Consider the following 25,579-nt stretch of genomic DNA (forward strand, 5'->3'; position numbering starts at 1 on the left):
ACGGACTCCTGTTGGTTTTAGGTTCTCGGGTGGGGACAACCTTATCAAGCACTGAACCGGTGCTTGATGTCCTCACACGAACCGGAGCTTCTCAATATGGCGCCGCTGTTCTTTTTCGTCTTGCTTTACGTGGACACTGACTAGGACCTGGGCGCCGTCCGGTTTGTAATAGATGCGCCCCATGTCCTCGCTGCCTGCGATGCCCGTCGCCAGTTTGGACACCTCGCGCCAACCCCGGAAGCCCTCGAGATCCTTACCTAGAAGCTCTCCCATATCTATCTGCGTCAGCACCCGCAGCACAGAGGCCGGCGCGTCCAAATTAGCCAGCACTTCCACGCTGTCCAGTACGAATGTGAGGCGCAAGAAGGCATTGTCCAAGAAGCCGGAAACACCACGACGAGGAACTACATGGGCGGCAGCAGCTCGGCGCCGTTCTCGGTCCTGCTGCCCGAGTTCATCCAAGCGCTCCTGAAGGGAAACTACCAGCGCTTCCAAAGCGAGAATTCGGTAATCGCTCTCCTCTGTGTGCTTCCGAAACATCACAACAGCGTTGGAAAGCTCAGAATTCTCGCTCAGAGCCAGCTCCAGAAGTTCTTCCGTGTCCGACTGCTTGACAAGATAAGCCTTGGCATCGGCACTTAGCTCATGAGCGTTGCTCAACTCTGAGATTTGATCGTGCAGCGATTTCTGGTAAATCAGCGACCGATCCAAGTCTTCCAAGAGTTTGGTTTCGTGATCGGTCGCGGCTGCAAGCCGCTGGCGCAGGAGAGCTATCTCATTTTCCGACTGTTTGAGACGACTCCCTAGCTCGGCCGTGAGGTCGAGCAGCTCCTCGACCCGTGCCGCCAGGTCCTCAACCGGAGTGGCTGTTGGCGCGGGTGGAGGCTCCGCAGCTCCCAGCTCAGGCGAGAACACCGCAGACACACGGGCTACCGCATCATCGTGGGAAATCTTTGTCCGGAGGCGTGCAAACCAGTCATAAAACTTGCCATCACTAGCAGGTCGGTGGCTGACATCCCAACGCTGCACGGCGAGGCCGGCGGCTTCCAGTGCACGAACAACATCACCAGCGACACGTTCCGGGCCATTAAAGACGACATAGTGGCCGAATGCGTTGGTGTCTACGTTCCAATCGCCCCGGAAACCTGTGAACTCGGGCGGGCGGGAGGCCGCGTTAGGCTGCGGAGCGTACGGGATAGCAGTACCTGCGAGGAGGAACCTGTTACAGTCCCCCACTTCCCACGATGGTCCGGCAATATTGACTACGCCACCGTCTAAGACGGGGTAGACCGCCCCCGCGTAAACGACACCGGCGCGCCCGTCAGGAGTCAACCGAACAGGGCGTCGAACCTCTTCGACCTCGGACGAGTCATTAACGACACGAACGAGGATTTGCTGTGCAGCCACCTGTTAAGCCACAGATGCACACCGGCAAGCCGGGTCACCCCACGGACGTTTACAGACGGCGCATGGCTGGTAGTAAAGATGCTCGGTCAATTGCTCTCGCGTGGCCTGGTCGGAAAGCCGAGCAAAAGCACCGGGTTTATGTTTGTACAACACATCCCCGGGAATAAGCGCTGCGTCCTTCTTATCTGCCACGTTGGCGCGAATGGCTAGGCCGCCGCTGGGCGTACATATCTCCGCATCAGCAAAATCAAGGAACTCTTTCGTGTCGCTGACGGGAAGTCCGATTCCGAACTCCAGGTCGAAGTAGGAGGCGCTCGATTCATCTTTGCGCTGGCTTGAAGAAGCTCTAACAGACAAAATAAGATTTTCGTCGATCTCGACATCGAGCTCGAGGCGTTCGACCAACGGCGGCGCGGTGTGGTCCACAGCTATGGCAACGACGCCCAACGTGGTTCGAGGATCGCTCGCCTGCGGTTGTTCAGACAACTGAGAGGGAGCCACGATTGAGAATTTTGCCACACCGTCCGTAGGATCCGTGCAGTAAAGATGGATCCGATCTTGGCGCACCTCGCCATCATTTGGCATAGGTGTTCCTGCTCTGAGGAGGGGGAGACGAGATCCACGTGCCATCTCCAACTCGACCTGCTTGGCCAGAACTAGCCTTTGCGAGTCGTGAGCGATCCACCCGGCCCCTTGCGAAACAAGCGTCGCGCTGTTCTCTGGGACCAGAACCCGCTCAGGCCCAAATAGCTCGTGCAACCGGCCACGTATGCCCGGCATCGCAGCCATTCCGCCGGCCACGAGACAGAGCGAAACCTGGGCAGGAGCCATCCCAACGCTGTCCAGAAGCGATTCGATCTCACCAATGCCTTGTGTTACTAGGGGCCGGGTAATGGAGTCAAGTTCCTGTCGGCTTAGCGGGTATTCCAAGGTGGTTCCCGAGTCAGAAAAATAGTCGGGGCTATAGAACGTAACTTCAGGACGCTCTGAGAGCGCTATCTTATTGCGCTCTGTAGTTTGCAGGAGCCGCAAGCGAGCCTCGCGCCGCGGGCGATCTGATTCTGCGATCCCGTGTTTTTCCGAGAACCGCTTTACAACCTCATCACGGATAACTTTGTCGAATTCGTCACCGCCAACTTGGTCAGTTCCGCCGTTCCGGAGCTGGAGGATGCGTCCGGGCTCGATTCGACACAATGTGAGATCGAGCGTTCCGCCACCCCAATCGACAACGAGCACGTGGCGCCGCATCAGCCGCCGAATCTCGTTCTCAGGATTAGACGCCCCCCGCAAATGACCGTACAGAGCGGCCAACGGTTCGTGCACAAACTGAGCGACGGAAATTCCAGCCCGCCCAAATGCATCCCTAAGTGCGGCTCGGCGCTGCCCATCCATGCTCACGGGGATTGTAACTACAGCACGATCCAGCGCTCCCAGCACGCGGCGTTGAGGGCTCTGACGAGATTCGGAACGTACGTGGCGAATAACGTCGGCCACGATATCAACCGGGCTGCGGTCTACTCCGCCGACATTTATCACCTCTTTTCCCAGCTGAAACTTAGGTGATCGCACGGTACTGCCGTGGACACCCAAGCCGACCTCTTCGAGAGCGTGGCGGGCCTCCCGGCCTACGATCACTTCTTCGCCTTCGTAGCGGACCACAGAAGGGTGGGGTCGTCCCTCCTCATCGAGAACGTCGATGACGCGATCTCCCACGACCACAGATACGAGACTGTTTGTTGTCCCGAAGTCGAATCCCGCAATCACTGCGTACCTCCATCAACGTTCCTAAGTCGCTTGACCTCAGCGTCTATGGCGCCGAGAGCCCGATCTACGAACTCCTCAGCTACGCTGGTGCTTCCGTGGCGAAGAGCGTGCAAACCGTCGCTAAGCAGCTCGACTTGAGCGGTTAGTCGCCGGACGACTTGCGTGCGGAGGGTCTCGTAGTCGTCTACCAGGTGACTCTTGTCGACCACCCGACTGCTTTGTTCCTGAGACAGACGGCGTGACAGCTCCGCGATCTGAGCGGTCAGATCAGCGGTTTGAGCCTTTGCCGCATGCAGTTCGGCTGACAAGGTCTTTTGGAGTGTCTGCGCCTCCTCCGCAAGACGCTTTTGGTAGTTCGTTTGCGACCGCGCTTCGGCCGCCGCCCTTTCCGAGTCATGGAGAAGAACCTCGAAATATCGAGACAACTGGCTCAAGGCCTGCGGGTTTTTGGCATTCGCGAGTGTCGCCGCTAATTTCGTGGCGCTTCGCTGGCGGGGCGCCCGCCAGACGAAGGCCTTCATATCATTTATGAACTGCTCCGAAGTCCATCGATCGCGGAGAACGCGGAAGAGCGAAAAGGTGGTGACGGCATTAACCCGCATACGCTCCCGAGCGGATGCTGAGAATTCTGAGGCCTTTTGGAGCCCCAATGCTTCGAAGGTGATGTCATTGGCCGCAGCGCTCACGACGTCAGCGGTGAGAGCGGGTTTCGCGCTCGGGTCTGCCAATCCCCCCATCTTGTTCTCAAAAATCTTGTGGCTCGCCAAAGCGACCAGTACTAGCTCAAGAATTCTTCGGACGACATGCGAATTCAATGCATGTTCCCCCAGGGCAGCAAGCAACGTGGGTGGCACAGCAAGAAACGGATCCGAGACTGCCAGTCGCCGAACAGCCTCGATCTCGTTATCCCTCTGCGTCTTGTCGACAGAGAGCCCCTCCAAGTCCCGCCGTGCGAGATTCAGCTTGCGGCCACCCTCACTGTATGCGTACTCCATCAACGCCAGGATGGACTTTGGTCGAACGACCTTCGTTTCCCTGTCCTGTTCGACCGGATGCGCCGGTGTAACCACGGCCACTTCGCGCACGATCTCGCCAGAGGCTGCGGGGAGGTCGATATTCGGTCCGGAATCAGTGGTCACTTCTATGAAACTCCTTGAGATTGAAGCCGCGCTCGAAGGCCCGCATACCAGGTCTCCGCTTCACGGCTGTGGCGGAGGCGCTCGGCGTGGTGGCCTGCCGAAGCAAAGTCCTTCGCGGCGATGGCATGTTCCGCTGCGACTAAGTGCAGCTTAAAGGCGTCGCGGGGTAGTTGAGCCCCGATTTCGGAGGCCATGTCGGCGATGCTGCTGGCAGCGGTGCCGTCGAGGGGTAAGGCGCTCCACGCCAGGACCTGCTCGAGAACCGAGTCGCTGAGGGCAAAATCGAGGCTAGTGTGCGGCGACTGCGACAAACCCTCAGTGCGCAAAGGTTCACCTTTGAGTAGCGACTGAAAACGCAGGGAGACCTCGGCGACTCGTTGGCTCTTGGTTTTGGTCATTGCTCGTTGGAACTGATTGTAATGAAAGGCGACCATGCCACAGATCGCCTCTGCTGGCGGACGATCGAACGCTCCGAGGATCCCGACTGCTTGGTCGTATTTGCCTTCATATCCGCCGCCTTCGTGTAGTTGGCCGTGTAGCCCTGACTCAGCGACGTCTTCACGGGCCAGCACGCCGTACAAGTAGTTGGCTAGACCCGACAGATATCTTCCAGCTGTCGAGTACCGCTTCGCGCGCATGATGAAGTCGTCGATGGCACGAAGGCTCAACTCACCACCGTCGATGAAGCGCTCGAGCGCAGCATCCACACCCGCCAGATCTTCCTCTTCCGCAAGATCAAACTCGAACTGGGACGTCTGGACGACGTCCATGTTCGCCAGAGACACATCAAAAATGCCCGTCCGCTGAGATGATAGGACTTCTACAGCTTTAGCGGCAGGTGTCGGGACACCGTTGATCGTGACGCTATCGGCGTTACGGATTACCCAATCATTCACCGCAGTCTTCGCGGTGATTGTCAACCGGCTTCTACCGCATTCCCGCCCCTTGAACACCAGAACCGGACGTTGAATCGTGTGTCCCTCAAAGTTATGAACACGAAGATCGCGCTCAGTAAGAAAATCCACACGGCATCGCACGCAGGGAAATGTAGGTGGCTTTGGCGCGACCCTTGAGTCCGGGCCTTCGCCCGTTTGCTCATGGAACTCCAAATATCCGGTGTGCCAGAAACCCATATCCGCCTAACCCGCTGCTGGCTTCAGCTCAAGGAAGCCAGCAGCAAAGGCATGCCGGGCATCGGCACGGAGCATGTCTGTTGGCACATAAAAATCGCGGCAGTCATTCGTCGCCTTCTTGACCACGCTTGTACAGGCCCAAACAACTCTGTCCGCGTCCCAGAAAATGCCTATGGGAGGTGCCGAGACTTGATCTCGGAAAACCCCAAGACAACTTTGCGCCTCGTTGACTCGCCTTGTGGCATCTTTGACCACATTGCTTCCTTTCGACATGCCCCAAAACGTCGACCAGATTCAAAGGGTGGTCAAACCGCTCGATTAGATGCTGCGATCATATCGCCGTCGAGTAGGTGTCGCGCAACGCCACGCTATCGGCGCAGGAGCCGCACGACGATCTTTGTTAACAGCCGAGGAAGATTTGTGGGCCGTTCCCCCACCCGCAAACCAGAAGGCCTCGGCTTGGTACGTTGTTGCATTGACAAGACACGAACGCAGCTGCCCGAAATCGGCCACACCCAAGCGTTCGACACCGTTGTGGTCCTGGAACAGGAAGCCTTCCGAACCAGTTCTGGCAGGACCGGCCGGCTACCCTGTCGAGCATCCGCGCAAACCCGGACTCGAGTCCTGAACGCCAATGGTTCGGGCACCTTAGCTCGTGCGGCCAGGAGGCCGCGGGCGGCGAGTAGCTATAGACAGCAGCGGGCAGCCGCGCTGGGGACTTAGGCAAACTCCGCGGTCACGGCATCGGCATTTCCGGATGCCAACTGCCCTAGACTGGGACCGACGAAACGAGGTACTTGTGGCAAAGCAGATCCACGTTGTGGGAGCGGTGATTCTCAAAGACGGCCAGGTTCTCTGTGCCCAGCGAGGCCATGGCAGCGCTCTTGGCGGCATGTGGGAGTTTCCTGGTGGAAAGATCGAGGCAGGCGAAACGCCCCGTGAAGCTCTTGAGCGCGAGATCGTTGAAGAGCTCCACTGTCAGGTTGAAGTTGGAGCCGAAATTACTACCACCGACCATGAGTACGATTTTGGCATCGTGAGTCTCACAACTTTCTTCTGCGAGCTGGTAGCCGGAGAGCCACGCCTTACTGAGCACGCGGCGGTGAAGTGGCTCACGCCAGAAATGCTCGACAGCCTCACATGGGCCCCAGCCGACATTCCTGCAGTCGACATTATCCAGTCGGCTCTCGCCACTAATGGTTGATCTCACATGGGACTCCGCACAGACCGAGCTTGAGCAAGACGTTCACTTTGGGTACCTGAACCGTCATCTTTTGACCTCGAGACAGTTCAGCCCAGAAATAGTCTTTAATACCAAGAGCAATACAATGCTGAGAGTCTTGCGACAGAACCTCAGAACATGCACGTCATTTACCTTTTCGGTGGCATTTGTGTCACCGCGCGCAATCGCTCTCCTCAAGCAGGAATTCGCGGAGTTCAGTGGCAAGGGCCGAATCATCACTTCTGACTACCTGGGCTTCAACTCCCCGGACGCGTTCTCTGAGCTACTCAACCTGGCACGGCCAAGCAAACTCTCCGAGGCCTCCATCGACGTCCGATTGCACCATCGCAGCGACTTCCATCCCAAGGGTTACGTCTTCCACCACGCCGACAACGTAACGGCCATCCTGGGAAGCTCGAACTTGACCGAGAACGCGCTGGTCAGGAACCACGAGTGGAACCTCAAAGTTGCCGCCGCCCACAGCAGCGACCTCGCTAGCCAGCTTGACGAACTGCTAAAAAACGAAGTCACCGATTCAGATGTACTGACAGCCGACTGGATCGAACAGTATCGTGCAACTTATCTATCTCCCCGCCAGGACATCCTCACAGGAAGACGAGCGGGCCTCGGCCGCAATGGGCTTTCGACCGGAGACGCCGGAAGAGAGTCGATCTCACTGGCGACCGACGAAGAGACCGCCCTCCAGACCATTGTTCCGAATGCAATGCAACAGGCCGCGCTGGAGGCCATTCAAACCATGCGTCTGGATGGAAAACGCAAAGCACTCGTAATATCCGCCACGGGAACAGGCAAGACGATTCTGGCCGCACTGGACGTTCGTCAGGCGGACCCGGAGCGCATGTTGTTTGTTGTGCACCGGGAGCAGATACTCGACAAAGCCATCCGCGAGTTCCAACGTGTACTGGGGGGCAACGCCACGGACTTTGGCAAGTTGGCAGGCGGATCCAAGAGCTTTCACACAAAGTATGTTTTCGCCACGGTCCAGACGCTCTCTCAACCCGAGATCATGAAGCAACTCGCAGCGGACACCTTCGACTACATCTTGGTTGATGAAGTTCACCGAGCAGGAGCGGCAAGCTATCGGCGGATACTGGATCACTTCAAGCCAAAGTACCTCTTGGGGGTTACCGCCACACCAGAGAGGTCCGACGGCACAAACATCTATGAGCTCTTCGATTTCAACGTTCCTTATGAGATCCGCCTCAACCATGCCCTAGAGGCAAACATGCTGAGCCCCTTCCACTATTACGGCGTCGCAGACTTCGAAATCGACGACGGGACGACTACGACCGACCTGTCCTCCCTCAACCAGCTAACGAGCGAAGACCGAGTTGACCACGTTCTGGAAGCGATCTCGCTGTACGGCCAGGCTGGAGTTCCGCCCCGGGGATTGATTTTCTGCGGTCGAAAAGACGAATCTGCCGAACTTTCTAAACAGCTCAACCAACGAACCCTGCGCGGCCGGCCTCTGAGGACGGTCGCGTTGACCGGCGAGGACTCCATCGCACAGCGCGAAGAGCAGGTGGATCGCCTCGAGCGCGGTGAATTGGATTACATCCTGACCGTGGACATCTTCAATGAGGGCGTCGACATTCCCTCCATCAACCAGGTAATCATGCTCCGGCAGACTCAGTCTGCCATTGTTTTCGTCCAACAGCTCGGCCGAGGCCTCCGAAAGCACGCGAGCAAGGAGTACCTGGTGGTAATCGACTTTATAGGAAATTATGCCAATAATTATCTGATTCCCATCGCCCTGTTTGGCGACGAATCCCTGAACAAGGAGTCTCTACGGCAAAATCTAATCGCTGCGGAGGAAAGTGGGGTGCTGCCGGGTCTCTCCAGTGTGCGCTTCGATCGCATTTCGCAGAAACGAGTGTTGCAGTCTATCGTCGACACGACTCTCGACAAGCTGCAGAACATCAAGAGTGCTTTCGAAGCGTTGAAGAATCGGCTGGGCGGCAACCCGCGGCTGATGGACTTTTATCGATTTGAGTCCGTGGATCCCTTGCTCCTGGCAACCAGGTCCGACAACTATCCGATGCTGGTCTCGCGTTTGACCCAAACACCCAGCGGCCTCACGTCAGCCCAGAACATTTTGCTGAGGCTGCTATCCCACGAGGTCATGCCTGCGAAACGGCTTCATGAGACTGTCCTTTTGAGAGAACTTCTTATCACGGGACAACTCACGATCGATGAGATCCAAAGTAAATTCACTAGCCTAGGGATAACAGCAGATCTCCCTCATGTGCTGAGCGCGGTCCGATCGCTCACGACGGACTTTAACACCGACGGCGAGCGGAGCAAGTACAGCCCGGCGGTGCAGTGGCTGGACAACATAACGGTCAAGTTGACACCTGAGCTGGCCGAAAACTACAGCTCCTCTCGGATTTTTTCAGCGGCCGTGGATGATGTCCTAGCTACAGCGTCAGCGCTCATAGGCGATAGGTACTCCGGCGGCGATCCATTCAAGGTGGGCAAACAGTATTCCCGGAAGGACGCGAGCCGCCTGCTCTGCTGGCCTAAAAACCTGATGTCCACCATCTATGGATACAAAGTGGACCATCACACGCTGAGCTGCCCCATCTTTGTCACCTACCACAAGGCCGAAGAGGTCCTGGCAAGCATCGACTACGGAGATGAACTGCTAGACCACTCCACCATGCGGTGGTTTACCCGTAGCCGACGGCGACTGACAAGCCGCGAAGTGATGCCTATTGTCGCCAACAGCGTTGCACTGCACGTTTTCGTCAAGAAAGATGATAACGACGGCGCCGACTTCTTCTACCTCGGCCGAGCACGGTCAGAGAAGGCGATTGAAGGCACGATGGCGAACGACACTTCGTTGAGCGTGGTGCAGATGAATTTAAAATTTGAGGCGCCGGTCCTGCCTGAGATCTATGACTACTTCAAAGGTCCCATCACCGCTGAATGAAACGTCGACGACGGAATGGCCCAGCCGGAATTTAAGTCCTTATCTTTGATCTTCAGCACGCGCAATTTCTCAGCCCAGATAGATCGATTCGTGCGACGACTCGAAGATTCCTGCCTTCTTGCGCCAAACGGCTCTAACTTCAAATGCGTGTAATAGATCGAGTAAGTCGTCTGCCGGTCGGGATGGCAACAGCAGAGCCAAAGCTTCGCACTCGTCGATAAACCTCGCGTAATCCAATATCTGGCCCAAACCCAGCCTGACGTCGGGTCTGGTCGAGGATGCCTTGGCTTCGTAGAGGGTGAGCGTCTCCTCGTCGTAGATATCGGTGAGCAGGCGCTCTCTGGAGCCCCGCGGAAAGATCTCCCACCGGGTAAACGTTCTACCTTTGGCTCTCTGGAAATTAACAAACTCATCGATCAGTATCTGTTCGGCCTTTGTTGCAACAAGAGCATCGACGGTGGCCCGCCGGAACTCCGAGGCCACGCTGGTCTCTAGTGGTATTTGCCTCGCGCGCGAGAGACCAGCACTCGCAGGTGAGTCTCTCCATTCCTCTATGTTGGATTTTGGGACCAGCACGAAGCCCAGCCGTTTCAGCGCCTGCCGGGCCTGCCCCCCGCCACTGAAGGACGCGGTCGACAGTGGACCCCGGGGAGGAAACTGGATCCCGTAGGCAAAGGACAACAGAGGCTTCGAATCGTAAGCGACGCCGTCCACTATGGCCACGAACTTCGCTGATTCCGTGTAACCGTAGCGGTCCAAAAAGACTCGCCTCCCAAGTCGGCGGATCTCCGCTGCCGCCTGACGCACCGCGTCGGCACTGGTCAGGTCGCTTAGATTCATATTCCCGTTCCTTTCGGCAAGGCCCACATGTTTCCTTGATCAAATTCACTCGTCTAGAAAAGGGTGAGCTGCCCGTCCGGAATCTTATTCCAGTGCGCCGGCCGATTTCTTGCAACCCACGCGCACTCGATTGAGCAAAATTTGCGGTGTTCGGACCCGGCACTGCCCGCCAGGATAAAGGTCTTCATGCACGCGCTGTTCTGGCAAGTCTTGACGACCACAGGGAACCGCTTGGCATTCGCGGCGCACTCCCGGGAGCAGAAAACTCGTGTCCGGGCCAAATGCGCCGTAATGACATCCGTCTTCTTGCACTGCGGACAGGTCCATGCGATGCGGGGCTGACGTGCGACAACTTCGTCACGTCCATCACCCTGACGCGGCGATGGGTGTGTGAAATTTGCCCGCAGAGCCTCTGGGGATAACGGCCAAGTGTTTCTCTTGCGCCCGTTGCACCGCCGAACTGCTGTTCCAGGTCCTCACCGAACGGGAAGAAAAGAACTCAATTGCCATCGCCTCCAACGAGTCATTCTCTGGCTGGACGAAGACCTTCACTGACCCACGACTGTGCGCGGCGATCGTGGACCGCCTCACCTTCAACGGCACCATCATCGAAACCGGAACAGACTCTTACCGCCTCGCCCACACCATCGCCCAACAAAACAGTTAGTACCAGCAGGACAACGCCAGGTCCCTGCTCGCACTGTTATTGCTGAAATTTGAGAGCTGACGGAACTGGTTGCCCCCATACCGGTCGTGTCGCATATGCGCTGAGTGGCGTTTGCGAAGACACGCAGGGGTCACCACCGCCCAATAGTCATTTCATATGAGTATGTTGCTTGCATGACTAAGCGTGAGATGAGGGAACCTACCTTCTTGGTACTTTCGGCTTTGGCGAGGGGGCGGCAGCATGGCTATTCACTGATTGCCGAGACCAACCGGCTCTCCCAAGGGCGGGTGAAGCTTCAGCCAGGCAGTCTTTATGCGACCCTGGATCGGTTGTCTGAAGAGGGATCGATTACCGTCGATGGCGAGGAAATCATTGATCGGCGCCTCCGGCGGTACTACAGGCTGACGAACCAGGGAGAGCAGCAACTGCGTTCCGAAATCGACCGGCTCGAGGCGAACGTCACGGCTGCCCGCGCCAGTCTCCAAATCCGCACGGCTGGAGGATTCGCATGAGCGTCGAGGTGTCCCGTTTGGAGCACAGTTACCGCCGAGCACTGAAGGCTTACCCTGGGAAGTGGAGAGCCCGATACGGCGAGGAATTCATCGGTGTCCTGCTCGATGTGGCTGAAAGCCAGCACCGCATACGGCCGACCAAGGCGGAGTTGATCGGTGTCGTATTCCACGGCCTCACCGCTCGCGTAGTGCAGATTCTCGCGAGGATCGCGCCGGCAAGGAGAAGGGATCGTGTGGCCGCCGCGGCTACTATCACGATCACATCGCTGGCCGCGATCATGATGGTCCTGGGCGAACTCGGCCGCTGGTTCCGTTGGAACTCTTACACACTGGCCGATGGACTCTATGGCCCGTTCACAACTGCAGCCTCCAGTATCTACCTTCTCACCCTCGCATCCTTCGGGGCTACAGTCCTGAGTCGGGACGGGCTCCGGAAGCTGCTACTCGCCCTTATTTTCCCCGTGTGCCTTGCTATGCCCCTGCTCTCACAGGTTGCCGGGGCAACCGTTCCCGTGCCTTGGTATGTCCCGGTTTTGTTCGCCGGCAGCAGCTTGCTAGCCCTTGTCGGCCAACCAACCAGGACCAGGGAGCTCACAAGAACTGTCCTGTGGGCAACCCCCGTTACAGCCCTGTTCCTGACTCTCACCAGTTACCTGCAGGGTGGTGGCTCCCAGAGAACCTTTTACGGTTCCCTGCTCCCGGTAGTGGATGTGCTGTCCTTGTCGCGATCAGCTGCTGAGATTCTCCTCCTGGCAACAGCGATTCTGGTCGCACGTCGGAAAGAGCTCCCTTTGGTGGTCCTCATCAGCATCGCGGCCTTGCCGCTGCCGCTGAGTGACCTGTTTGCGGGCTTTGTGCAACCAGGTACCCTCTCGATCCTCTGCTTCTTGGCTGCCCCTGTCGGTGCGTGGGTAGCCTGGAAACGCCCTCGACTCGAATTCGGAGACCCCAACAAGGCATCTGCCGGTTAGCATGGGCCGGTCATCGATGGTGGGTGGTCTTGGATCAGGCCGTCCTGGTGGTCCTGAGTTACGTTGACATATTCACGCGGGCAATCGAACAAAATCGAGCCTGCTCCTGACGCCGAACGGTCTGGAGTCCTTTCATGGTGAAAGTCTCTCCGCAGTTTTCGCATGGTTTGTAGATGTATACATGTGCCAATGTTTAGCTCCCCCTGTCGCTGCCTGGAAAGAAAGTAGCACCCCGGACTCGTGCCAGCGATAGATGCGCTGTCGGGCACGAGAGTAGCGAGACGAAGGGCAGCCTGGCGGGTTTACCTCAAAGAGTCTTTCGCTGTTTACGCAACGTAACGCGATCCAGCTCTCACCGCCGATTTGTCGAGCCAGCAAGGAACCGTGATCGGGCTCCTCGCCCCCATGGTCTCGGATGCGTCGGCCGCCCAAGTGATGCAAGTTCGTCGAGGAGGAGACCCCGGAGCGCGGCTACGCCGTGATGCTGAGCCGCACCGGTGCCAAGTCCGCCTATATCGCCGGCTACCTCCGCACCCTGCGCACCAACCGGCGCGCCGGCGTCATCCTCATCTCCGCGGTGAACACCCCTGAGTCGCGGCAGCTAACGGAGCCCGACGTCTATAGGGAGAAGGGCGCGTCCGGTTAGACCGGACGCGCCCTCCTCGTGCGCCAACCCCGCGAGCCAGGGCAGCCCCTACTGACCTAGTCGATCAGCACCGGCTCCTTGGCACGGTCCGAGGACTCCTCAACGAGCGCAGCCTTCCGGTTCCGCTGGTTCATCCAGTTAGCCACTGCCAGCAGCGCCACGAGCGTGAAGGTGCTCAGGAGCTGGGGGCGGGAATCCTCGCCGATGAAGCCCACGGTGAAGATCGCCGCGAGGATCACCAGGCCAAACACCGTGAGCGCCGGGAAGCCGGGCATCCGCAGGGGAAGCTCGGTGCCCGCACGGTCCGCGCGGAGTCGCAGCGCCAGCTGGGCCAGGAGCGCGGAGGTCCACACCAGCAGGCAGGTCGAACCCACGATGTTGAGCAGGACGGGCAGGACCATTTCCGGGAAGGCCAGCTCCAGCACCACGGTGACGATGCCGAAGGCAACGCTGGCCAGGACGGCAACCACTGGGACGCGAGCCTTGGACACCGAGGCCAGCAGGCGAGGCGCTTCGCCGCGCTCCGCGAGGGAGTACGCCATCCGGGACGCGCCGTAGAGGTTGGCGTTCAGCGCCGAGAGCAGCGCGGCGACGGCCACCAGGGTGATTGCGGTGGCGGCACCGGGCATGCCGGCGGCGTCCAGCACTGCGGCGAACGGGCTCTTCAGCCCGTCCGATCCCACGGGGACCACGGCCGCGATTATGAAGATGGCGCCGATGTAGAACACCAGGATGCGCCATAGCACCGTCCGGACTGCCTTCTTCACGCTGCGGGCCGGTTCGGCCGTCTCGGCGGCGGCCACGGACACAATCTCGGTGCCGCCGAAGGCGAATGCCACCACGAACAGCGCCGTCGCAATCCCGGCGAAGCCGCTGGGCGCGAAGCCCTCTCCCATGAAGTTGGACAGGCCCGGCGACTGCACACCCGGCAGCCAGCCGAAGAGCAATGCGAAGCCCACCAGTAGGAACCCGATGATCGCCGCCACCTTGAGCAGGGCGAACCAGAACTCGAACTCGCCGAAGTTCTTCACGCTGGTCAGGTTCACGGCCGTGAGCACCACGATGAAGACGAAGGCCATCAGCCACACCGGCAGGGCCGGGAAGATGGTCGCCAGCAGCCCGGCCGCACCGAGCGCCTCAGCCGCGATGACCACCACCAGCTGGATCCACCACAGCCAGCCGACGGTGGCGCCGGCCACCGGCCCATAGGCCTTGGCGGTGTAGACGGAGAAGGCGCCGCTGTCCGGGTTGGCGGCGGCCATCTCGCCGAGCGCCCACATCACCAGGATGATCAGGGTGCCGGCCACGAGATACGAAATTAGCACCGCCGGACCGGCGGCCTGGATGCCGGCGCCGGAGCCGATGAACAGGCCCGCGCCGATCGCGCTGCCCAGGCCCATCATGGTGAGCTGCCGGGGTTTTAGGGCCGCGCCGAGCGCGCGGGCAGACGTCTTTGTCTGTTGTTCCATGGGGATTCCTCTGGTTGTAGGCGGAACGGAGTTAAGGGGTGGGTAAATCAGTTGTCAGCCTGCGTGGGCCGCCAGGAGCCGAAGCACGCGGTCGTTGGCGGCGGGGTCGGCGACTGTAATCCGCACGCCGTCGCCCTGGTATCCGCGCACCAGGATGTCGGCGCGGTCGAACGCGTCCACCAGCGCCTCCCGGAGGGTGTCATCGGCCCGGATCCACAGGAAGTTGCCCTGGCTGGGCTGCAGTTTCCAGCCCTGCGCCTCCAGCTCCGCGGCCATCCGTGCGCGCTCCTGCTTGACAGCTGCCACCCGCGTTTCCATCTCGTCCCCGGCATCCAGCGACGCGATCGCAGCTTTCTGGGCCAGCGCGCTCACCGAGAAGGGAAGGGCGGTGCGGCGAAGTCCCTCGGCGATGGCCGGCGCGGCCACGGCGTAGCCCACGCGCAGGCCGGCTAGCCCGTAGGCCTTCGAGAAGGTGCGAAGGATGCAGACGTTCGGGTACTGGCGGTAGAGCGCCAGGGAATCGGGGCCGCTGCCGGCCTCGGCGTACTCCACGTAAGCCTCGTCGACCACCACGAGGATGTCGGAACGGACGGACCGCAGGAAGGCCTCGATGCGTTCGTGGCTGATCGGCACGCCCGTGGGGTTGTTGGGGGTGCAGAGCAGGATCACCTTAGTGCGGTCGGTGACGGCCGCGGCCATGGCCTCGAGGTCGTGGCCCTCTGCGTCGTCCAGCGGGATGCGGACCGGCCGGGCGCCGGCCAGCTCAACCAGGATGGGGTACGCCTCGAAGGAGCGCCAGGCGAAGATCACTTCGTCGCCGGCGTCGCATAGTCCAGTGATGATCTGCTGGAGGACGCCCACACTGCCGGGTCCCACCGCGACCTCAGCGGCGGTGACGCCCAGGTGACGGGCCAGCCGTTCGCGGAGTTCGACGGCGGCGCTGTCCGGGTAGCGGTTCATGGTGCCGGCCGCTTCGGTCACGGCAGCGGCGGCCGCGGGCAGCGGCTCGTAGTGGCTTTCGTTGCTGGCCAGGGCGGCGATGTCCAGGCCGGCACCCTTCCGTCCCGGGACGTAGGCCGGCAGTCCGGCCACGGCGCCGCGAAGAGCGGGAAGTACGGTGTCCGGTGCGGGGAGGAGTTGATCGTGGCTCATGAAGTCCGATGATGATTGTGACCCGCCACACAATGCAAGATACCCTCATCACATTGGGATTTCTGCTCAACTTCTACAGTCTGCGGTGAAAATATGACCACGCCGAACCCTCGTGCCCTGGATTCCCTCGACGGCAGGATCATCCTCGCCATGGACAAGGATCCCGAAGCCAGCGCCCTGGCCCTCTCTCGGACCCTCGGCGTCGCGCGGAACACCGTCCATGCCCGGCTGGCGCGGCTCGAGCGTAGCGGCGCCCTCCGGTCCTTCAGCCGTCGACTGGACCCCGCCGCGCTGGGCTATGAGCTCATGGCCTTCCTGTCGTTGTCCATCAGCCAGACCCGGACCGGGGCGGTGGAAGACGGGCTCGCCGCGATCCCGGAGGTCATCGAGGTGCATGCCACCACCGGGGATGCGGACCTCATGGCCAAGGTGGTGGCCCGCGGCACGGCCGACCTGTACCGCATTACCAACGAGATTCTGGGCATCGACGGCATCCAGCGGACCAGCACCGCCATTTCCGTGCTGGAACTCATGCCCCCGCGCTACGACGGCCTCCTGGCCCGGCTCTCGGAGCAGGAATCCCGCCCCGCCGACTAGAGCTTCTAAACCGCACCGCAGGTGGGCAGATTTTCACTCCGGACGCCTCCTGACTGCCAAAAGTCCCGGTCAAAAGCACCGCTCTTGCCCATTCGTGACCCAGCCCACAAACTTTCTGCATGACTTCACTCACCGTTTCCGGCCGCGTGGCACAGGTTCTCAGCAGCTACCTCACCGACCTGTTTGGTGTCATGGGCAACGGAAACGTCTACTTCCTGGATGCCGCCGAGCAGCTGGGCCTCCGCTTCTCCGCCGTCCGCCATGAGGGCGCCGCCATCGCCGCAGCCGACGCCTACTACCGGGCCTCGGGCCGTCTCGCCGCGGGCACCACCACCTACGGCCCCGGCTACACCAACGCACTCACCGCGCTGGCCGAAGCGGTCCAGGCGCAAATCCCCGTCGTGCTGGTCACCGGCGACGCCCCGAGCACCGGCGCCCGCCCGCAGGACGTGGACCAGGCAGCCATCGCCGCAGGCCTCGGCGCGGCCACCTTCACCGTCACCCGCGACGCCGCGGGCGCCATCACGCAGCAGGCGGTGGAGTACGCACTCACCAAGCGCACCGCCGTCGTGATCGCCATCCCCTACGACCTCGCGGCACTCGAGGCGGCGGATGAAGAGCTCCCGGCGCCGTTAGCACCGGCCGTGCGTGACGACGTCGACGGCGGCGGCCACGGCGACCTTGCGCAGGTGGCCCGCCTCCTCGCCGGAGCGCAGCGGCCGCTGATCCTCGCCGGCCGCGGCGCCCATCTGGCCGGCGCAGGAACCGAGCTCCGGAAGCTCGCCGACCGCCTCGGCGCGCTGACCGCCGGAACCGCGCTGGCACTCAACCTCCTCGAGGGCGACGGGTATCTCGGCGTCGCGGGCGGCTTCGGCACCGACACCGCGGCCGGGCTCATGGGCGAGGCCGACGTCGTCCTCGTGGCGGGCGCGAGCCTGAGCCCCTTCACCATGCGGTTCGGGCACCTGATCGGCCCCGACAGCACGGTCATCCAGATCGACGCCGCCCTGCAGCCGACCCACCCCCGGGTGGACACGTTCGTCAGCGCGGACGTGAAGGTTGCTGCGGAACGCCTCCTCGCGCTGCTGGATGACCCGGCCGCGCCGGCCGCACGCCCCTCCGGAGCCTGGCGCGCGGAAGCCCTCACACGCCTGGCCGAGGGACCGGCCCACCACCCCGGCGCAGCGGAGACCCCGGACGGGCGGCTGGACCCGCGCGCCCTCGCCAAGGCACTGGACGCGGCGCTGCCCGAGCGCCGCACGGTGGTCCAGGACGGCGGGCACTTCGTCGGCTGGGCACCCATGTACTGGAATATCCCGCGGCCGCAGGACCTGGTCATGGTCGGTACCGCCTACCAGACCATCGGGCTGGGCCTGGCCAGCGCCGTCGGGGCAGCCCGCGCGGTGGAGGAGGACCGCACCCTGGTGCTGGCCTCCGGCGACGGCGGCTTCCTGATGGGCCTGTCCGACCTCGAATCGCTGATCGGCGCGGCCAGCAGCGCCGTCGTCGTGATCTACAACGACGCCGCCTACGGAGCCGAAATCCACCAGTACGGCTCCCAGGGCCTGACCGAGGCGCCCATGCTGATCCCCGAAGTGGACTTCAGCGGCGTCGCCCGGGCGCTTGGTGCCGAATCGGCGATCATCCGCTCGCTGGAGGACCTTTCGGCGCTCACGGACTGGATCGACGCCGGCGCGAAGGGAACCTTCGTGCTCGACTGCCGGATCACCGCCAGCGTCCGGGCCCCGTGGTTGACCGAGTGGATGGCGGCCTCACAGGCCGCGAAAAAGGCGGCGGTGGCCGGCTGACGATGAGCTCTTCCTCAACGTCGCACCCGGGGGCCGCTCGACGCGACTGCCTACGGCCCGCGGGTGCCGGCACATGAGTGTGTCGGAGGAAGCCGCCCTGGCGCCGGCCCCCTGGTGGGAGTCCGCGGTCATCTACCAGGTCTACCCGCGCTCCTTCGCCGACGGCGACGGCGACGGCGTGGGCGATCTCGCCGGGCTCACCGCCCGGCTGCCGTACATCGCCTCCCTGGGGGTGGATGGAATCTGGATGACCCCGTTCCAGCCCTCCCCGCAGGTGGACCAGGGCTACGACGTCACCGACTACTGCGGCGTGGACCCGCTGTTCGGAACTCTTGAGGAGTTCGAGTCTTTGTTGGAGCAGGCCCATTCTTTGGGGCTACGGATCCTGCTCGACGTCGTCCCCAACCACTGCTCCTCCGAGCACCCGCTGTTCCAGGCTGCCCTCGCCGCCGGGCCGGGCTCGCCGGAACGGGACATGTTCCACTTCGTGGCCGGTCCCGGCGGTGACGTGCCGCCGAACAACTGGCAGAGCGTCTTCGGCGGGCGGGCGTGGAGCCGCGCCAACCCGTCCTCCGAGGCGGACACCGACTGGTACCTGCACCTCTTCTCCCCCGCGCAGCCGGACTGGAACTGGCGCAACCCCGCCGTCGGCGACTACTTCGATGGCGTGCTGCGCTTCTGGTTCGATAAGGGCGTGGACGGGCTGCGCATCGACGTCGCACACGCTCTGTTCAAGGCCGAGGGGCTCCCCGATTCGCCGTCGGAGGGCGGCGTGGTGGACGGGCTGCGGTCCAACCCGCAGGTCTCGGACCAGGAGGACGTCCACGAGGTGTACCGCCGCTGGCGCACGCTGGCCGAGAACTACGAGCCGCACCGCCTGCTGGTTGGTGAGGTGAACCTGGAACCGGCCCGCGCCGCCCGCTACACCCGGTCCGACGAGATGCAGCAGGCGTTCGCCTTCGCGTTCGTGAAGCTCGGCTGGGACCCGGGCGCCTGGGCCGCCGTCGGGAACGAACTCGAGGCCGCCCGCCTCCTGCACGGTGCGACGCCGACGTGGGCGCTGGAGAACCACGACATTGTCCGCACTGCGACCCGGTTCGGCGGCGGGGAGCTCGGTGCCCACCGGGCGCGCGCGGCGCTGGTGGCCCTGCTGGGGCTGCCCGGCCCGGCGTACCTGTACCAGGGCCAGGAGCTCGGGCTGCCCGAGGTCGACGTCCCGGCGGAGGCCCGGGTGGACCCGATGTGGGCCCGCGGCGGTGTCTGCCGCGACGGCGCCCGCGTGCCGCTGCCGTGGACCGTCGACGACCGGCAGAACTACGGCTTCTCCCTTGGTGCCTCTGCATCTGTTTCGGAGCCCTGGCTCCCCCAGCCCGCAGGGTGGGGCGCCCACGCCGTCGAGCTCCAGGAGCAGGACCCTGCGTCTGCGCTGAATCTCACCCAGGCCGCACTGGAACAGCGCCGGACGCTGTGGCGCGATGGGGTCTTCACCCCCGGCGACGGCGGCACCTGGCGCGTCGAGCCCGGCAACCTGCTGGTCTGCGAGCGCAACGAGCGCTTCCTGGTCGCCGTCGCGATGGGCGACCAACCCGTGCAGCTCCCGGCCGGGACGGTGCTGCTCAGCTCGGCCCCGCTGGAAGAGGCCGGCTGGCTGCAGCCGAACAACGCCGCCTGGGTACTACGGGGCTAAGTCTCTCCGCACGGACTCGTTGCCCTATCACTTGTTGTCGTTCTCAGCCCTGATAACGACAACAAGTGATAGGGCATCGCGGCTGGTTTACCCGCGCTGGGCGATGTTGATGATGTTGCCCTCGCTGTCCAAGAACCAGGCGGCCTTCCCCCAGTCGGCGGTGGCCACGCCGTTCTCGGTTTTCAGGCCGGGGAAGTCGTAGTCCTCGAAGACGACGCCGCGGCCGCGCAGCTCCGCCATCTCCCCCTCAAGGTCCGTCGTCTCCCAGCCCATCTGGGTGTTCTTAGCCGTGCCGGCATTGTCCGTCTGGTAGAGCAGGAACCGGGTTCCTTGGCCGCAGGTGTACATCACCGTGCCCTCCTCCATGGATTCGGAGGGTTCGACTCCCAGCTTGTCCCGGTAGAACGCCTTGGCCCGGTCGATGTCCTTCGCGGGCAGGACGGCCATGATGCTTGCGTTGTTGAGCATGATGCTTCCAATCTGTGCGTTGATGTTCGCAATGTTGGCGTTGCTCCCCCGGTGCCGGTCCCCGGAATCCGGTCCGGCCGTGACCGCCGCGCGCGCCGGGCGGAGGCAGCCACCTGGGACTCGTCCACGCCGCGCCAGCCGTCGCCGGTGCAGGGGGTCCCCGAAGCTTATGAGGCCATTATGGACCGGCCGGACTCGCGGAAACAGGGGTGCGCGGCAGCAGCGGTCGTGGCAGAGTGGCCGCCATGGCGGCCTTCGATCACACCGATAATCTCCTGGGCGCGACCTTCACCGACGTGGACCTGCGCGGAGCCCGGTTCGTCCGCTCGATTCTCTCCGGCGCGGTGATGCGCGGGGTGGACGCGGCCGGCGCGGACATCGACGCGCCCTGGCTGGTCGAGGAGGGGAACACGCTGCTCGTCAACGGCGTCGACGTCGTTCCCTTCGTTGAGGCCGAACTCAACCGTCGCTTCCCCGGCCGGGAGCAGCGGCGCGCCGAGGACCCGGTCGGGCTGCGGGAAGCGTGGGCAGCGCTGGAACGCACGTGGCAGGCAACGCTTGAGCGGGCAGCGGCGATGCCGGCCGGAACCGTCGATGTTTCGGTGGACGGCGAGTGGTCCTTTGCCCAGACCCTGCGCCACCTGGTGATGGCCACCGACACGTGGTTCCGCAAGGCCATCCTGGAACTCGAGGAGCCCTACCACCCGGCCGGGCAGCCCCATGCGGAGTACGCGATGGACGGCTACGACCTGTCGGTCTTCGCCGCCGCCCCGCCGTATGCGGAGGCGCTGGAGGTCCGGGCCGGCCGTCAGGCGATGGTCCGGGACTACATCGCCACGGTCACCGATGAGGAGCTGTCCGCCCGGCGCCGCAACCCGTGGGGGCCGGAGCATGCGGTGACGGTCCGGTCCTGCCTGCACACCATCCTGAACGAGGAGTGGGAGCACCTGCGCTACGCCGTCCGCGACCTGGACGCGATAGCGGCGGGGCTCAAAGGATAGGACCGGCGGAGGGCCGGGGAGCCGTCTGAAAGAATGGAGTCATGACCCTCACCACCTTCGCGCTCATCCGCCATGGCCAGACCGACTGGAACGCGGAGCGCCGGCTTCAGGGGTCCACCGACATTCCCTTGAACGACGTCGGCCGCGCCCAGGCGCGGGACGCCGTCGCCGCCCTGGCCGGTTACCAGTGGGACGCCGTCGTGTCCTCGCCGCTCAGCCGCGCCGCCGAAACGGCCGACCTGATCGCCGCCGGGCTGGGCCTCAGCGTCGCCCGTCGCGTCCCGGAGCTCACCGAGCGCTCCTACGGCCCGGCCGAGGGCATGACGGACGGCCCTGAGCTGGACAAACTGCGCATCCCCAACGGCTTCCGCGGCGCCGAGAGCGAGGAGGACGCCGCCGAGCGCGGGCTCGCCGCCCTCGAAGCCCTGGCCGAGGAGTACCGCGGCGGGCACGTCCTGGTGGTGGCCCACGGGTCGCTGCTGCGGGTCAGCCTCAGCCGCGCCGCCGGCCGCCGGCTGGGAAGTGTCGACAACGCCGTCCTCAACCTGGCCCACCACCACCCCGCCGAGGGCTGGAACCTCGAATACTTCAACGGCGAACGGCTCAGCGCCGTCGTCTGACCGTTACCTCCAGCAACCACCCCTAAGATGGGCCCATGACTGCCCTGCCGGTGAGTGCCATGCTGTTCGTCCACCCGGTGAGCGGCCTTCTCCCGCCGTGGCTGGACCCGAACGTGTTCCTCCGGGACCCCGCGGTGGCGCCCTGGCTCCTCGCCGTCGTTTGCGCCTTCCTCTTCATTGAGACCGGCCTGCTGGTGGGATTCTTCCTGCCCGGAGATTCCCTGCTGTTCACCGCGGGCCTGCTGGTGGCCACCGGCTCCGTCCCGGTCAACATCGTTCTCCTCGGCGCGGCGGCCTCTGCCGCGGCGTTCGCCGGGGACCAGACCGGCTACCTGATCGGCCGGAAAGCCGGGCCGTCCGTCTTCAACAAACCCGATTCCAAGCTGCTGCGCAGTGACTACGTCGACCGCGCCCACGAATTCTTCACAAAGTACGGCCGCCGCTCGGTGGTGCTGGCCCGGTTCGTACCCATTGTCCGGACCTTCCTTCCCGTGACGGCCGGCGTGGGGAACATGGGGCACCGGACCTTCATCGCCTTCAACGCCATGGGTGCCTTGCTCTGGGGCTTCGGGGTGACCCTGCTGGGTTTCGGGCTGGGCCAGTACGACTGGATCGGATCGAACATCGACCTCATCTTCATCGTCATTGTGCTGATCTCGGTCATTCCGATCGGGATCGAAGTGCTCAGGAAGCGCCGCGCCAAGACCTCCGGCTCCAGCAAGGAAAGCTGACCCATGCTCAAGAAACTAAAGTCCGCCGAGCCGGACCGGCTGCACCTGGGCCTGATGCTGGTGCTGACCTTCTCCACCGGAGTGATCGACGCCGTAGGCTACCTCGGCCTGGACCGGGTGTTCACCGGCAACATGACCGGCAACGTCGTGATCCTCGGCATGGCGTTGATCGGCGCGGACAACCTGCCCGTCGTCGGACCGTTAATCGCGCTGGCGTGCTTCATGCTCGGCGCTGTGCTGGCCGGCCGCGTCCTCCGGCCCGAAGCCGCGGGCTGGAGCCGCCGGACCACGGCCCTGCTGACCGCCGTCGGCGCGACCATGACAGCGGTCGCCGCCGTCCTGTTCGGCCACGCCCCGCACGCCGGCGACCCCGTCACCCTGGCGATCACCGGCGCGCTGGCGGTCGCGATGGGCATCCAGGCCGCCACCGCCCGGCACCTGGCCGTCAAGGACGTCACCACCGTCGTGGTCACCTCCACCCTGACCGGCCTCGCCGCCGATTCCCGCCTGGGCGGCGGGTCCGGAAAGCACACCGGCCGCCGACTGGGAGCGGTCGTCCTGATCCTCGCCGGCGCCACCGCCGGCGCGGCCCTGCTGCACATCCACCCCGGGCTCGGGGTGCTGCTGACTGCCCTGCTGACCCTGGGCGTCGCCGTGGCCGGCGGCGTCGCCCGGACGCCGGGTCAAGGGAAAAGCATCGCGCGCGAGGAAACTCCAGAGAAGCTCCAGCTGGCGAACCGGTCCTCCGGCGTCGGTTAACTTCGGCGGGTGGCGCACACGCGTGACCCTGTTCCGCAGCACGTTGATCAGCGCCGGGGACGGGCCTCTCGTGCCGGGCTGCCGCACCGTCCCCCGCCCTCGTCAGTAATCATCGCGGCTGCCCGCGAGTTTTCGACCGGCTGCTCCGCGTCTCCTCTTTATGGGTTCTTCTGAGGCCGCGACAATCAATCGAAATGCATTTCCCCTTTGAAGACCATGGAAATGGCCCACGGGCCTCTGGATTACGGGTCGGGATGCAGGCTGTGAGGGGCCTTGAGCCACTACCGGACCGGGGATCCCAAATTGAAAAAGGTCAGCTTACTTCCAATTCTTATATCGCCCCATCGCATTTTCGATACTTTTAGTTTCGCTTTGGCGAATTAGGTGTAATATCCGTTTTGCGGGTATCAACACCCGTTGCGCTGTTTGGGGGAAGCGAACATGCTTGCGTCTGTTGGCTGGCTGGTGTGACGCCGCCGCGGACCGCAATGCGGACCGGACTCCCCTCTTCGCGCGTCCGCATCCGCACCCACTCCGCACGCTTCACATCGCACGTCGGTCTGGTGTCCTATGAAGGGACTCTCATGAGCCAATATCCCAATCTCGCGCCCTACCCGCCGGCCCCCGGTTACGGAATGGCGCCGCAGAGCACCAAGTCGTTCCTCGTAACCTGGCTGCTGTCTCTGCTCCTCGGTGTCCTCGGCGTCGACCGGTTCTATCTGGGCAAGGTCGGCACCGGCATCCTCAAGCTGGTGACCTTCGGCGGCCTGGGCATCTGGGCCCTGATCGATCTGATCCTCGTCTTGGCCAACAAGACCCGCGATAAGCAGGGCCTGCCGCTGGAAGGGTACGACAAGCACAAGAAAGTCGCCCTGATCGTCACGGGGGCATTCCTGCTGCTGAGCATCATCGTCAACGGCAGCCGCGCGGGCGCTGCCACCACGTCCGCTACTCCTGCGTCCGCCCTGAGCGATTCCTCCGGCGCCACCGCCGCTGCCGCTCCGTCCGAGACGGCGACTGTGGACCCCGCCGTTGCTAAGGCGGAAGCCGAAGCCGCCGCCAAGGCAGCTAAGGCAGAAGCGGACGCCGCAGCCAAGGAAGCCAAAGCAAAAGCAGACGCCGATGCGAAGGCTAAGGCGGAGGCTGACGCCGCTGCCAAGAAGGCCAAGGCTGACGCCGACGCAAAGGCCAAGGCAGACGCTGCTGCAGCGGCCAAGGCGATTGCCGACGCCGGGACCATGAGCCAGCAGAACGCACGCAACAAGGCTGCTGACTACCTCGACTTCGCGGCATTCTCGCGCTCCGGTTTGATCGACCAGCTGGTATTTGAAAAGTACTCAGCCGCTGACGCGACCTGGGCTGTGGACCACTTAACGGTCAACTGGAACGAGCAGGCAGCTAAGAAGGCGCAGGACTACCTCGATATGACGGCGTTCTCCCACTCCGGCCTGGTCGACCAGCTGATCTTCGAGGGCTACACCCCCGCGCAAGCCGAGTACGGCGTCAGCAAGACCGGTCTCTAAGACACGCAGACGTACAGTCCCGCCCCTTGGTGGGTGGGACTCAAGAAATTAGAAAAAATGGGGAAAATGAAGAAGGAACTGGCCCTGACGGGCTTGCTGTGTCTGGCACTATCAGGATGCGCCGGAGGCAACGCGCCGCAAGCCGCTCCGACCGTCACGGAGACCGTGACGGTAACTGAAACGGCCACCGCGACCGTAACCGCCACGGTGACAGCCGAGGCCGCGGCACCGGTTGCCGCTGCGCCGGTAGCCGCCAAACCTGCTGCACCCGCTCCGCCCGCGACCGCCGTCATTCCGGCCGCCGTCGCGGGCATGAATGCTCAGGCCCTGGATGAGGACCTGGCGGCATTGGGCTTCGAAAACATCATCTACAACTCCGATACGGGCAAGACGGTACTTCTGCTCAGCAACTGGACAGTGACCGGCATCGACAATCCGGGCGCCAAGCAGCCCCTCACCAAAGCGGTTGTCGTCCACGTAACGAAGTAAGGAAAGGCTGGTGCAGCTCGG

At 62.9% G+C, this 25,579-nt stretch carries 22 protein-coding genes and 1 pseudogene; 15 read left to right on the plus strand and 8 right to left on the minus strand.

The genetic code is table 11. From position 1 onward, the window contains the following. Positions 1 to 72 precede the first annotated feature (72 nt). The 4 genes from ACTWLI_RS02245 to ACTWLI_RS02260 are packed head-to-tail and all read right to left on the minus strand — an operon-like array spanning position 73 to position 5,230. Positions 73 to 1,407 carry a hypothetical protein gene (locus tag ACTWLI_RS02245; protein ID WP_445155083.1) on the minus strand — a complete coding sequence of 445 codons (1,335 nt, stop codon included), beginning with the start codon at positions 1,405 to 1,407 and terminating at the stop codon, positions 73 to 75. A gap of 3 nt (positions 1,408 to 1,410) precedes the next feature. Then, the gene (locus ACTWLI_RS02250) at positions 1,411 to 3,171 is read right to left on the minus strand and encodes an Hsp70 family protein (RefSeq protein ID WP_445155084.1); all 1,761 of its coding nucleotides are present in this window, start codon (positions 3,169 to 3,171) and stop codon (positions 1,411 to 1,413) included. Further along, on the minus strand, positions 3,168 to 4,310 hold the full coding sequence (locus ACTWLI_RS02255; protein WP_445155085.1) for a hypothetical protein: 1,143 nt from the start codon (positions 4,308 to 4,310) through the stop codon (positions 3,168 to 3,170). The genes ACTWLI_RS02250 and ACTWLI_RS02255 overlap by 4 nt, the downstream gene beginning before the upstream one ends. 2 nt (positions 4,311 to 4,312) lie before the next feature. Further along, positions 4,313 to 5,230, minus strand: a complete 918-nt coding sequence (locus tag ACTWLI_RS02260) for a hypothetical protein (protein ID WP_445155086.1) — start codon at positions 5,228 to 5,230, stop codon at positions 4,313 to 4,315. A gap of 1,012 nt (positions 5,231 to 6,242) precedes the next feature. On the opposite strand from ACTWLI_RS02260, the gene ACTWLI_RS02265 reads away from it, so the two are divergent. Together ACTWLI_RS02265 and ACTWLI_RS02270 are read left to right on the plus strand one after the other, a co-directional pair. Continuing rightward, entirely contained in the window at positions 6,243 to 6,647 is a 405-nt protein-coding gene (locus ACTWLI_RS02265; RefSeq protein WP_445155087.1) for a (deoxy)nucleoside triphosphate pyrophosphohydrolase, read from the plus strand. Positions 6,648 to 6,783: 136 nt separating this feature from the next. Continuing rightward, positions 6,784 to 9,618, plus strand: a complete 2,835-nt coding sequence (locus ACTWLI_RS02270) for a DUF3427 domain-containing protein (protein ID WP_445155088.1) — start codon at positions 6,784 to 6,786, stop codon at positions 9,616 to 9,618. Between the two features lie 69 nt (positions 9,619 to 9,687). Here ACTWLI_RS02270 and ACTWLI_RS02275 read toward each other — a convergent pair whose 3' ends face one another. Further along, entirely contained in the window at positions 9,688 to 10,458 is a 771-nt protein-coding gene (locus ACTWLI_RS02275) for a hypothetical protein (protein WP_445155089.1), read from the minus strand. A 454-nt stretch (positions 10,459 to 10,912) separates the two neighbouring features. Between ACTWLI_RS02275 and ACTWLI_RS02280 the strand changes: the two are divergent. From ACTWLI_RS02280 to ACTWLI_RS02295, 4 genes and pseudogenes are all read left to right on the plus strand, one after another. Next, positions 10,913 to 11,125: pseudogene (locus ACTWLI_RS02280) on the plus strand (ATP-binding protein); the annotation flags it as partial. A gap of 173 nt (positions 11,126 to 11,298) precedes the next feature. Beyond that, positions 11,299 to 11,637 carry a PadR family transcriptional regulator gene (locus ACTWLI_RS02285; RefSeq protein ID WP_445155090.1) on the plus strand — a complete coding sequence of 113 codons (339 nt, stop codon included), beginning with the start codon at positions 11,299 to 11,301 and terminating at the stop codon, positions 11,635 to 11,637. Further along, positions 11,634 to 12,608: a hypothetical protein gene (locus ACTWLI_RS02290; RefSeq protein ID WP_445155091.1), complete on the plus strand. Its 975-nt coding sequence runs from the start codon at positions 11,634 to 11,636 to the stop codon at positions 12,606 to 12,608. The genes ACTWLI_RS02285 and ACTWLI_RS02290 overlap by 4 nt, the downstream gene beginning before the upstream one ends. 481 nt (positions 12,609 to 13,089) lie before the next feature. Next, on the plus strand, positions 13,090 to 13,254 hold the full coding sequence (locus tag ACTWLI_RS02295) for a hypothetical protein (protein ID WP_445155092.1): 165 nt from the start codon (positions 13,090 to 13,092) through the stop codon (positions 13,252 to 13,254). 56 nt (positions 13,255 to 13,310) lie between these two features. Here ACTWLI_RS02295 and ACTWLI_RS02300 read toward each other — a convergent pair whose 3' ends face one another. After that, entirely contained in the window at positions 13,311 to 14,723 is a 1,413-nt protein-coding gene (locus ACTWLI_RS02300; protein ID WP_445155093.1) for an amino acid permease, read from the minus strand. Positions 14,724 to 14,777: 54 nt separating this feature from the next. Then, positions 14,778 to 15,875 carry a histidinol-phosphate transaminase gene (gene hisC, locus ACTWLI_RS02305; RefSeq protein ID WP_445155094.1) on the minus strand — a complete coding sequence of 366 codons (1,098 nt, stop codon included), beginning with the start codon at positions 15,873 to 15,875 and terminating at the stop codon, positions 14,778 to 14,780. Between the two features lie 93 nt (positions 15,876 to 15,968). On the opposite strand from hisC, the gene ACTWLI_RS02310 reads away from it, so the two are divergent. From ACTWLI_RS02310 to ACTWLI_RS02320, 3 genes are all read left to right on the plus strand, one after another. After that, a complete protein-coding gene (locus ACTWLI_RS02310; protein WP_441418380.1) occupies positions 15,969 to 16,472 on the plus strand; it encodes an Lrp/AsnC family transcriptional regulator in 504 nt (167 codons plus the stop codon). Between the two features lie 119 nt (positions 16,473 to 16,591). After that, a complete protein-coding gene (locus tag ACTWLI_RS02315; protein WP_445155095.1) occupies positions 16,592 to 18,280 on the plus strand; it encodes a thiamine pyrophosphate-binding protein in 1,689 nt (562 codons plus the stop codon). A 73-nt stretch (positions 18,281 to 18,353) separates the two neighbouring features. Further along, entirely contained in the window at positions 18,354 to 19,967 is a 1,614-nt protein-coding gene (locus ACTWLI_RS02320; RefSeq protein ID WP_445155096.1) for an alpha-amylase family glycosyl hydrolase, read from the plus strand. 87 nt (positions 19,968 to 20,054) lie between these two features. Here the strand turns inward: ACTWLI_RS02320 and ACTWLI_RS02325 are convergent, their stop codons facing one another. Then, positions 20,055 to 20,435 carry a VOC family protein gene (locus ACTWLI_RS02325; RefSeq protein ID WP_445155097.1) on the minus strand — a complete coding sequence of 127 codons (381 nt, stop codon included), beginning with the start codon at positions 20,433 to 20,435 and terminating at the stop codon, positions 20,055 to 20,057. 245 nt (positions 20,436 to 20,680) lie between these two features. On the opposite strand from ACTWLI_RS02325, the gene ACTWLI_RS02330 reads away from it, so the two are divergent. The 6 genes from ACTWLI_RS02330 (at position 20,681) to ACTWLI_RS02355 (ending at position 25,558) form a co-directional block, all read left to right on the plus strand. Then, positions 20,681 to 21,436: a DinB family protein gene (locus ACTWLI_RS02330; protein ID WP_445155098.1), complete on the plus strand. Its 756-nt coding sequence runs from the start codon at positions 20,681 to 20,683 to the stop codon at positions 21,434 to 21,436. A 41-nt stretch (positions 21,437 to 21,477) separates the two neighbouring features. Further along, complete coding sequence (locus ACTWLI_RS02335; RefSeq protein ID WP_445155099.1) at positions 21,478 to 22,056, plus strand: histidine phosphatase family protein; 579 nt, start codon at positions 21,478 to 21,480, stop codon at positions 22,054 to 22,056. A 35-nt stretch (positions 22,057 to 22,091) separates the two neighbouring features. Further along, positions 22,092 to 22,787, plus strand: coding sequence for a VTT domain-containing protein (locus tag ACTWLI_RS02340; RefSeq protein WP_445155100.1), 696 nt, complete (start codon positions 22,092 to 22,094; stop codon positions 22,785 to 22,787). 3 nt (positions 22,788 to 22,790) lie between these two features. Further along, positions 22,791 to 23,546 carry a YoaK family protein gene (locus ACTWLI_RS02345; protein WP_445155101.1) on the plus strand — a complete coding sequence of 252 codons (756 nt, stop codon included), beginning with the start codon at positions 22,791 to 22,793 and terminating at the stop codon, positions 23,544 to 23,546. A 584-nt stretch (positions 23,547 to 24,130) separates the two neighbouring features. Then, the gene (locus ACTWLI_RS02350) at positions 24,131 to 25,069 is read left to right on the plus strand and encodes an Ltp family lipoprotein (protein ID WP_445155102.1); all 939 of its coding nucleotides are present in this window, start codon (positions 24,131 to 24,133) and stop codon (positions 25,067 to 25,069) included. 66 nt (positions 25,070 to 25,135) lie between these two features. Beyond that, positions 25,136 to 25,558 (plus strand): hypothetical protein, encoded by a 423-nt coding sequence (locus tag ACTWLI_RS02355; protein ID WP_445155103.1) that lies wholly within the window; start codon positions 25,136 to 25,138, stop codon positions 25,556 to 25,558. The last annotated feature ends 21 nt before the right edge of the window (positions 25,559 to 25,579 follow it).

The sequence above is a fragment of the Arthrobacter sp. Hor0625 genome (assembly GCF_052567525.1).

What these genes read in the sequence shown, in the direction of transcription:
- ACTWLI_RS02275 (WP_445155089.1), bottom strand. Translation starts at nt 10,458, where the DNA reads ATGAATCTAAGCGACCTGACCAGTGCCGACGCGGTGCGTCAGGCGGCA.
- ACTWLI_RS02285 (WP_445155090.1), top strand. Translation starts at nt 11,299, where the DNA reads ATGACTAAGCGTGAGATGAGGGAACCTACCTTCTTGGTACTTTCGGCT.
- ACTWLI_RS02290 (WP_445155091.1), top strand. Translation starts at nt 11,634, where the DNA reads ATGAGCGTCGAGGTGTCCCGTTTGGAGCACAGTTACCGCCGAGCACTG.
- ACTWLI_RS02295 (WP_445155092.1), top strand. Translation starts at nt 13,090, where the DNA reads ATGCTGAGCCGCACCGGTGCCAAGTCCGCCTATATCGCCGGCTACCTC.
- ACTWLI_RS02300 (WP_445155093.1), bottom strand. Translation starts at nt 14,723, where the DNA reads ATGGAACAACAGACAAAGACGTCTGCCCGCGCGCTCGGCGCGGCCCTA.
- hisC (WP_445155094.1), bottom strand. Translation starts at nt 15,875, where the DNA reads ATGAGCCACGATCAACTCCTCCCCGCACCGGACACCGTACTTCCCGCT.
- ACTWLI_RS02310 (WP_441418380.1), top strand. Translation starts at nt 15,969, where the DNA reads ATGACCACGCCGAACCCTCGTGCCCTGGATTCCCTCGACGGCAGGATC.
- ACTWLI_RS02315 (WP_445155095.1), top strand. Translation starts at nt 16,592, where the DNA reads ATGACTTCACTCACCGTTTCCGGCCGCGTGGCACAGGTTCTCAGCAGC.
- ACTWLI_RS02320 (WP_445155096.1), top strand. Translation starts at nt 18,354, where the DNA reads ATGAGTGTGTCGGAGGAAGCCGCCCTGGCGCCGGCCCCCTGGTGGGAG.
- ACTWLI_RS02325 (WP_445155097.1), bottom strand. Translation starts at nt 20,435, where the DNA reads ATGCTCAACAACGCAAGCATCATGGCCGTCCTGCCCGCGAAGGACATC.
- ACTWLI_RS02330 (WP_445155098.1), top strand. Translation starts at nt 20,681, where the DNA reads ATGGCGGCCTTCGATCACACCGATAATCTCCTGGGCGCGACCTTCACC.
- ACTWLI_RS02335 (WP_445155099.1), top strand. Translation starts at nt 21,478, where the DNA reads ATGACCCTCACCACCTTCGCGCTCATCCGCCATGGCCAGACCGACTGG.
- ACTWLI_RS02340 (WP_445155100.1), top strand. Translation starts at nt 22,092, where the DNA reads ATGACTGCCCTGCCGGTGAGTGCCATGCTGTTCGTCCACCCGGTGAGC.
- ACTWLI_RS02345 (WP_445155101.1), top strand. Translation starts at nt 22,791, where the DNA reads ATGCTCAAGAAACTAAAGTCCGCCGAGCCGGACCGGCTGCACCTGGGC.
- ACTWLI_RS02350 (WP_445155102.1), top strand. Translation starts at nt 24,131, where the DNA reads ATGAGCCAATATCCCAATCTCGCGCCCTACCCGCCGGCCCCCGGTTAC.
- ACTWLI_RS02355 (WP_445155103.1), top strand. Translation starts at nt 25,136, where the DNA reads ATGAAGAAGGAACTGGCCCTGACGGGCTTGCTGTGTCTGGCACTATCA.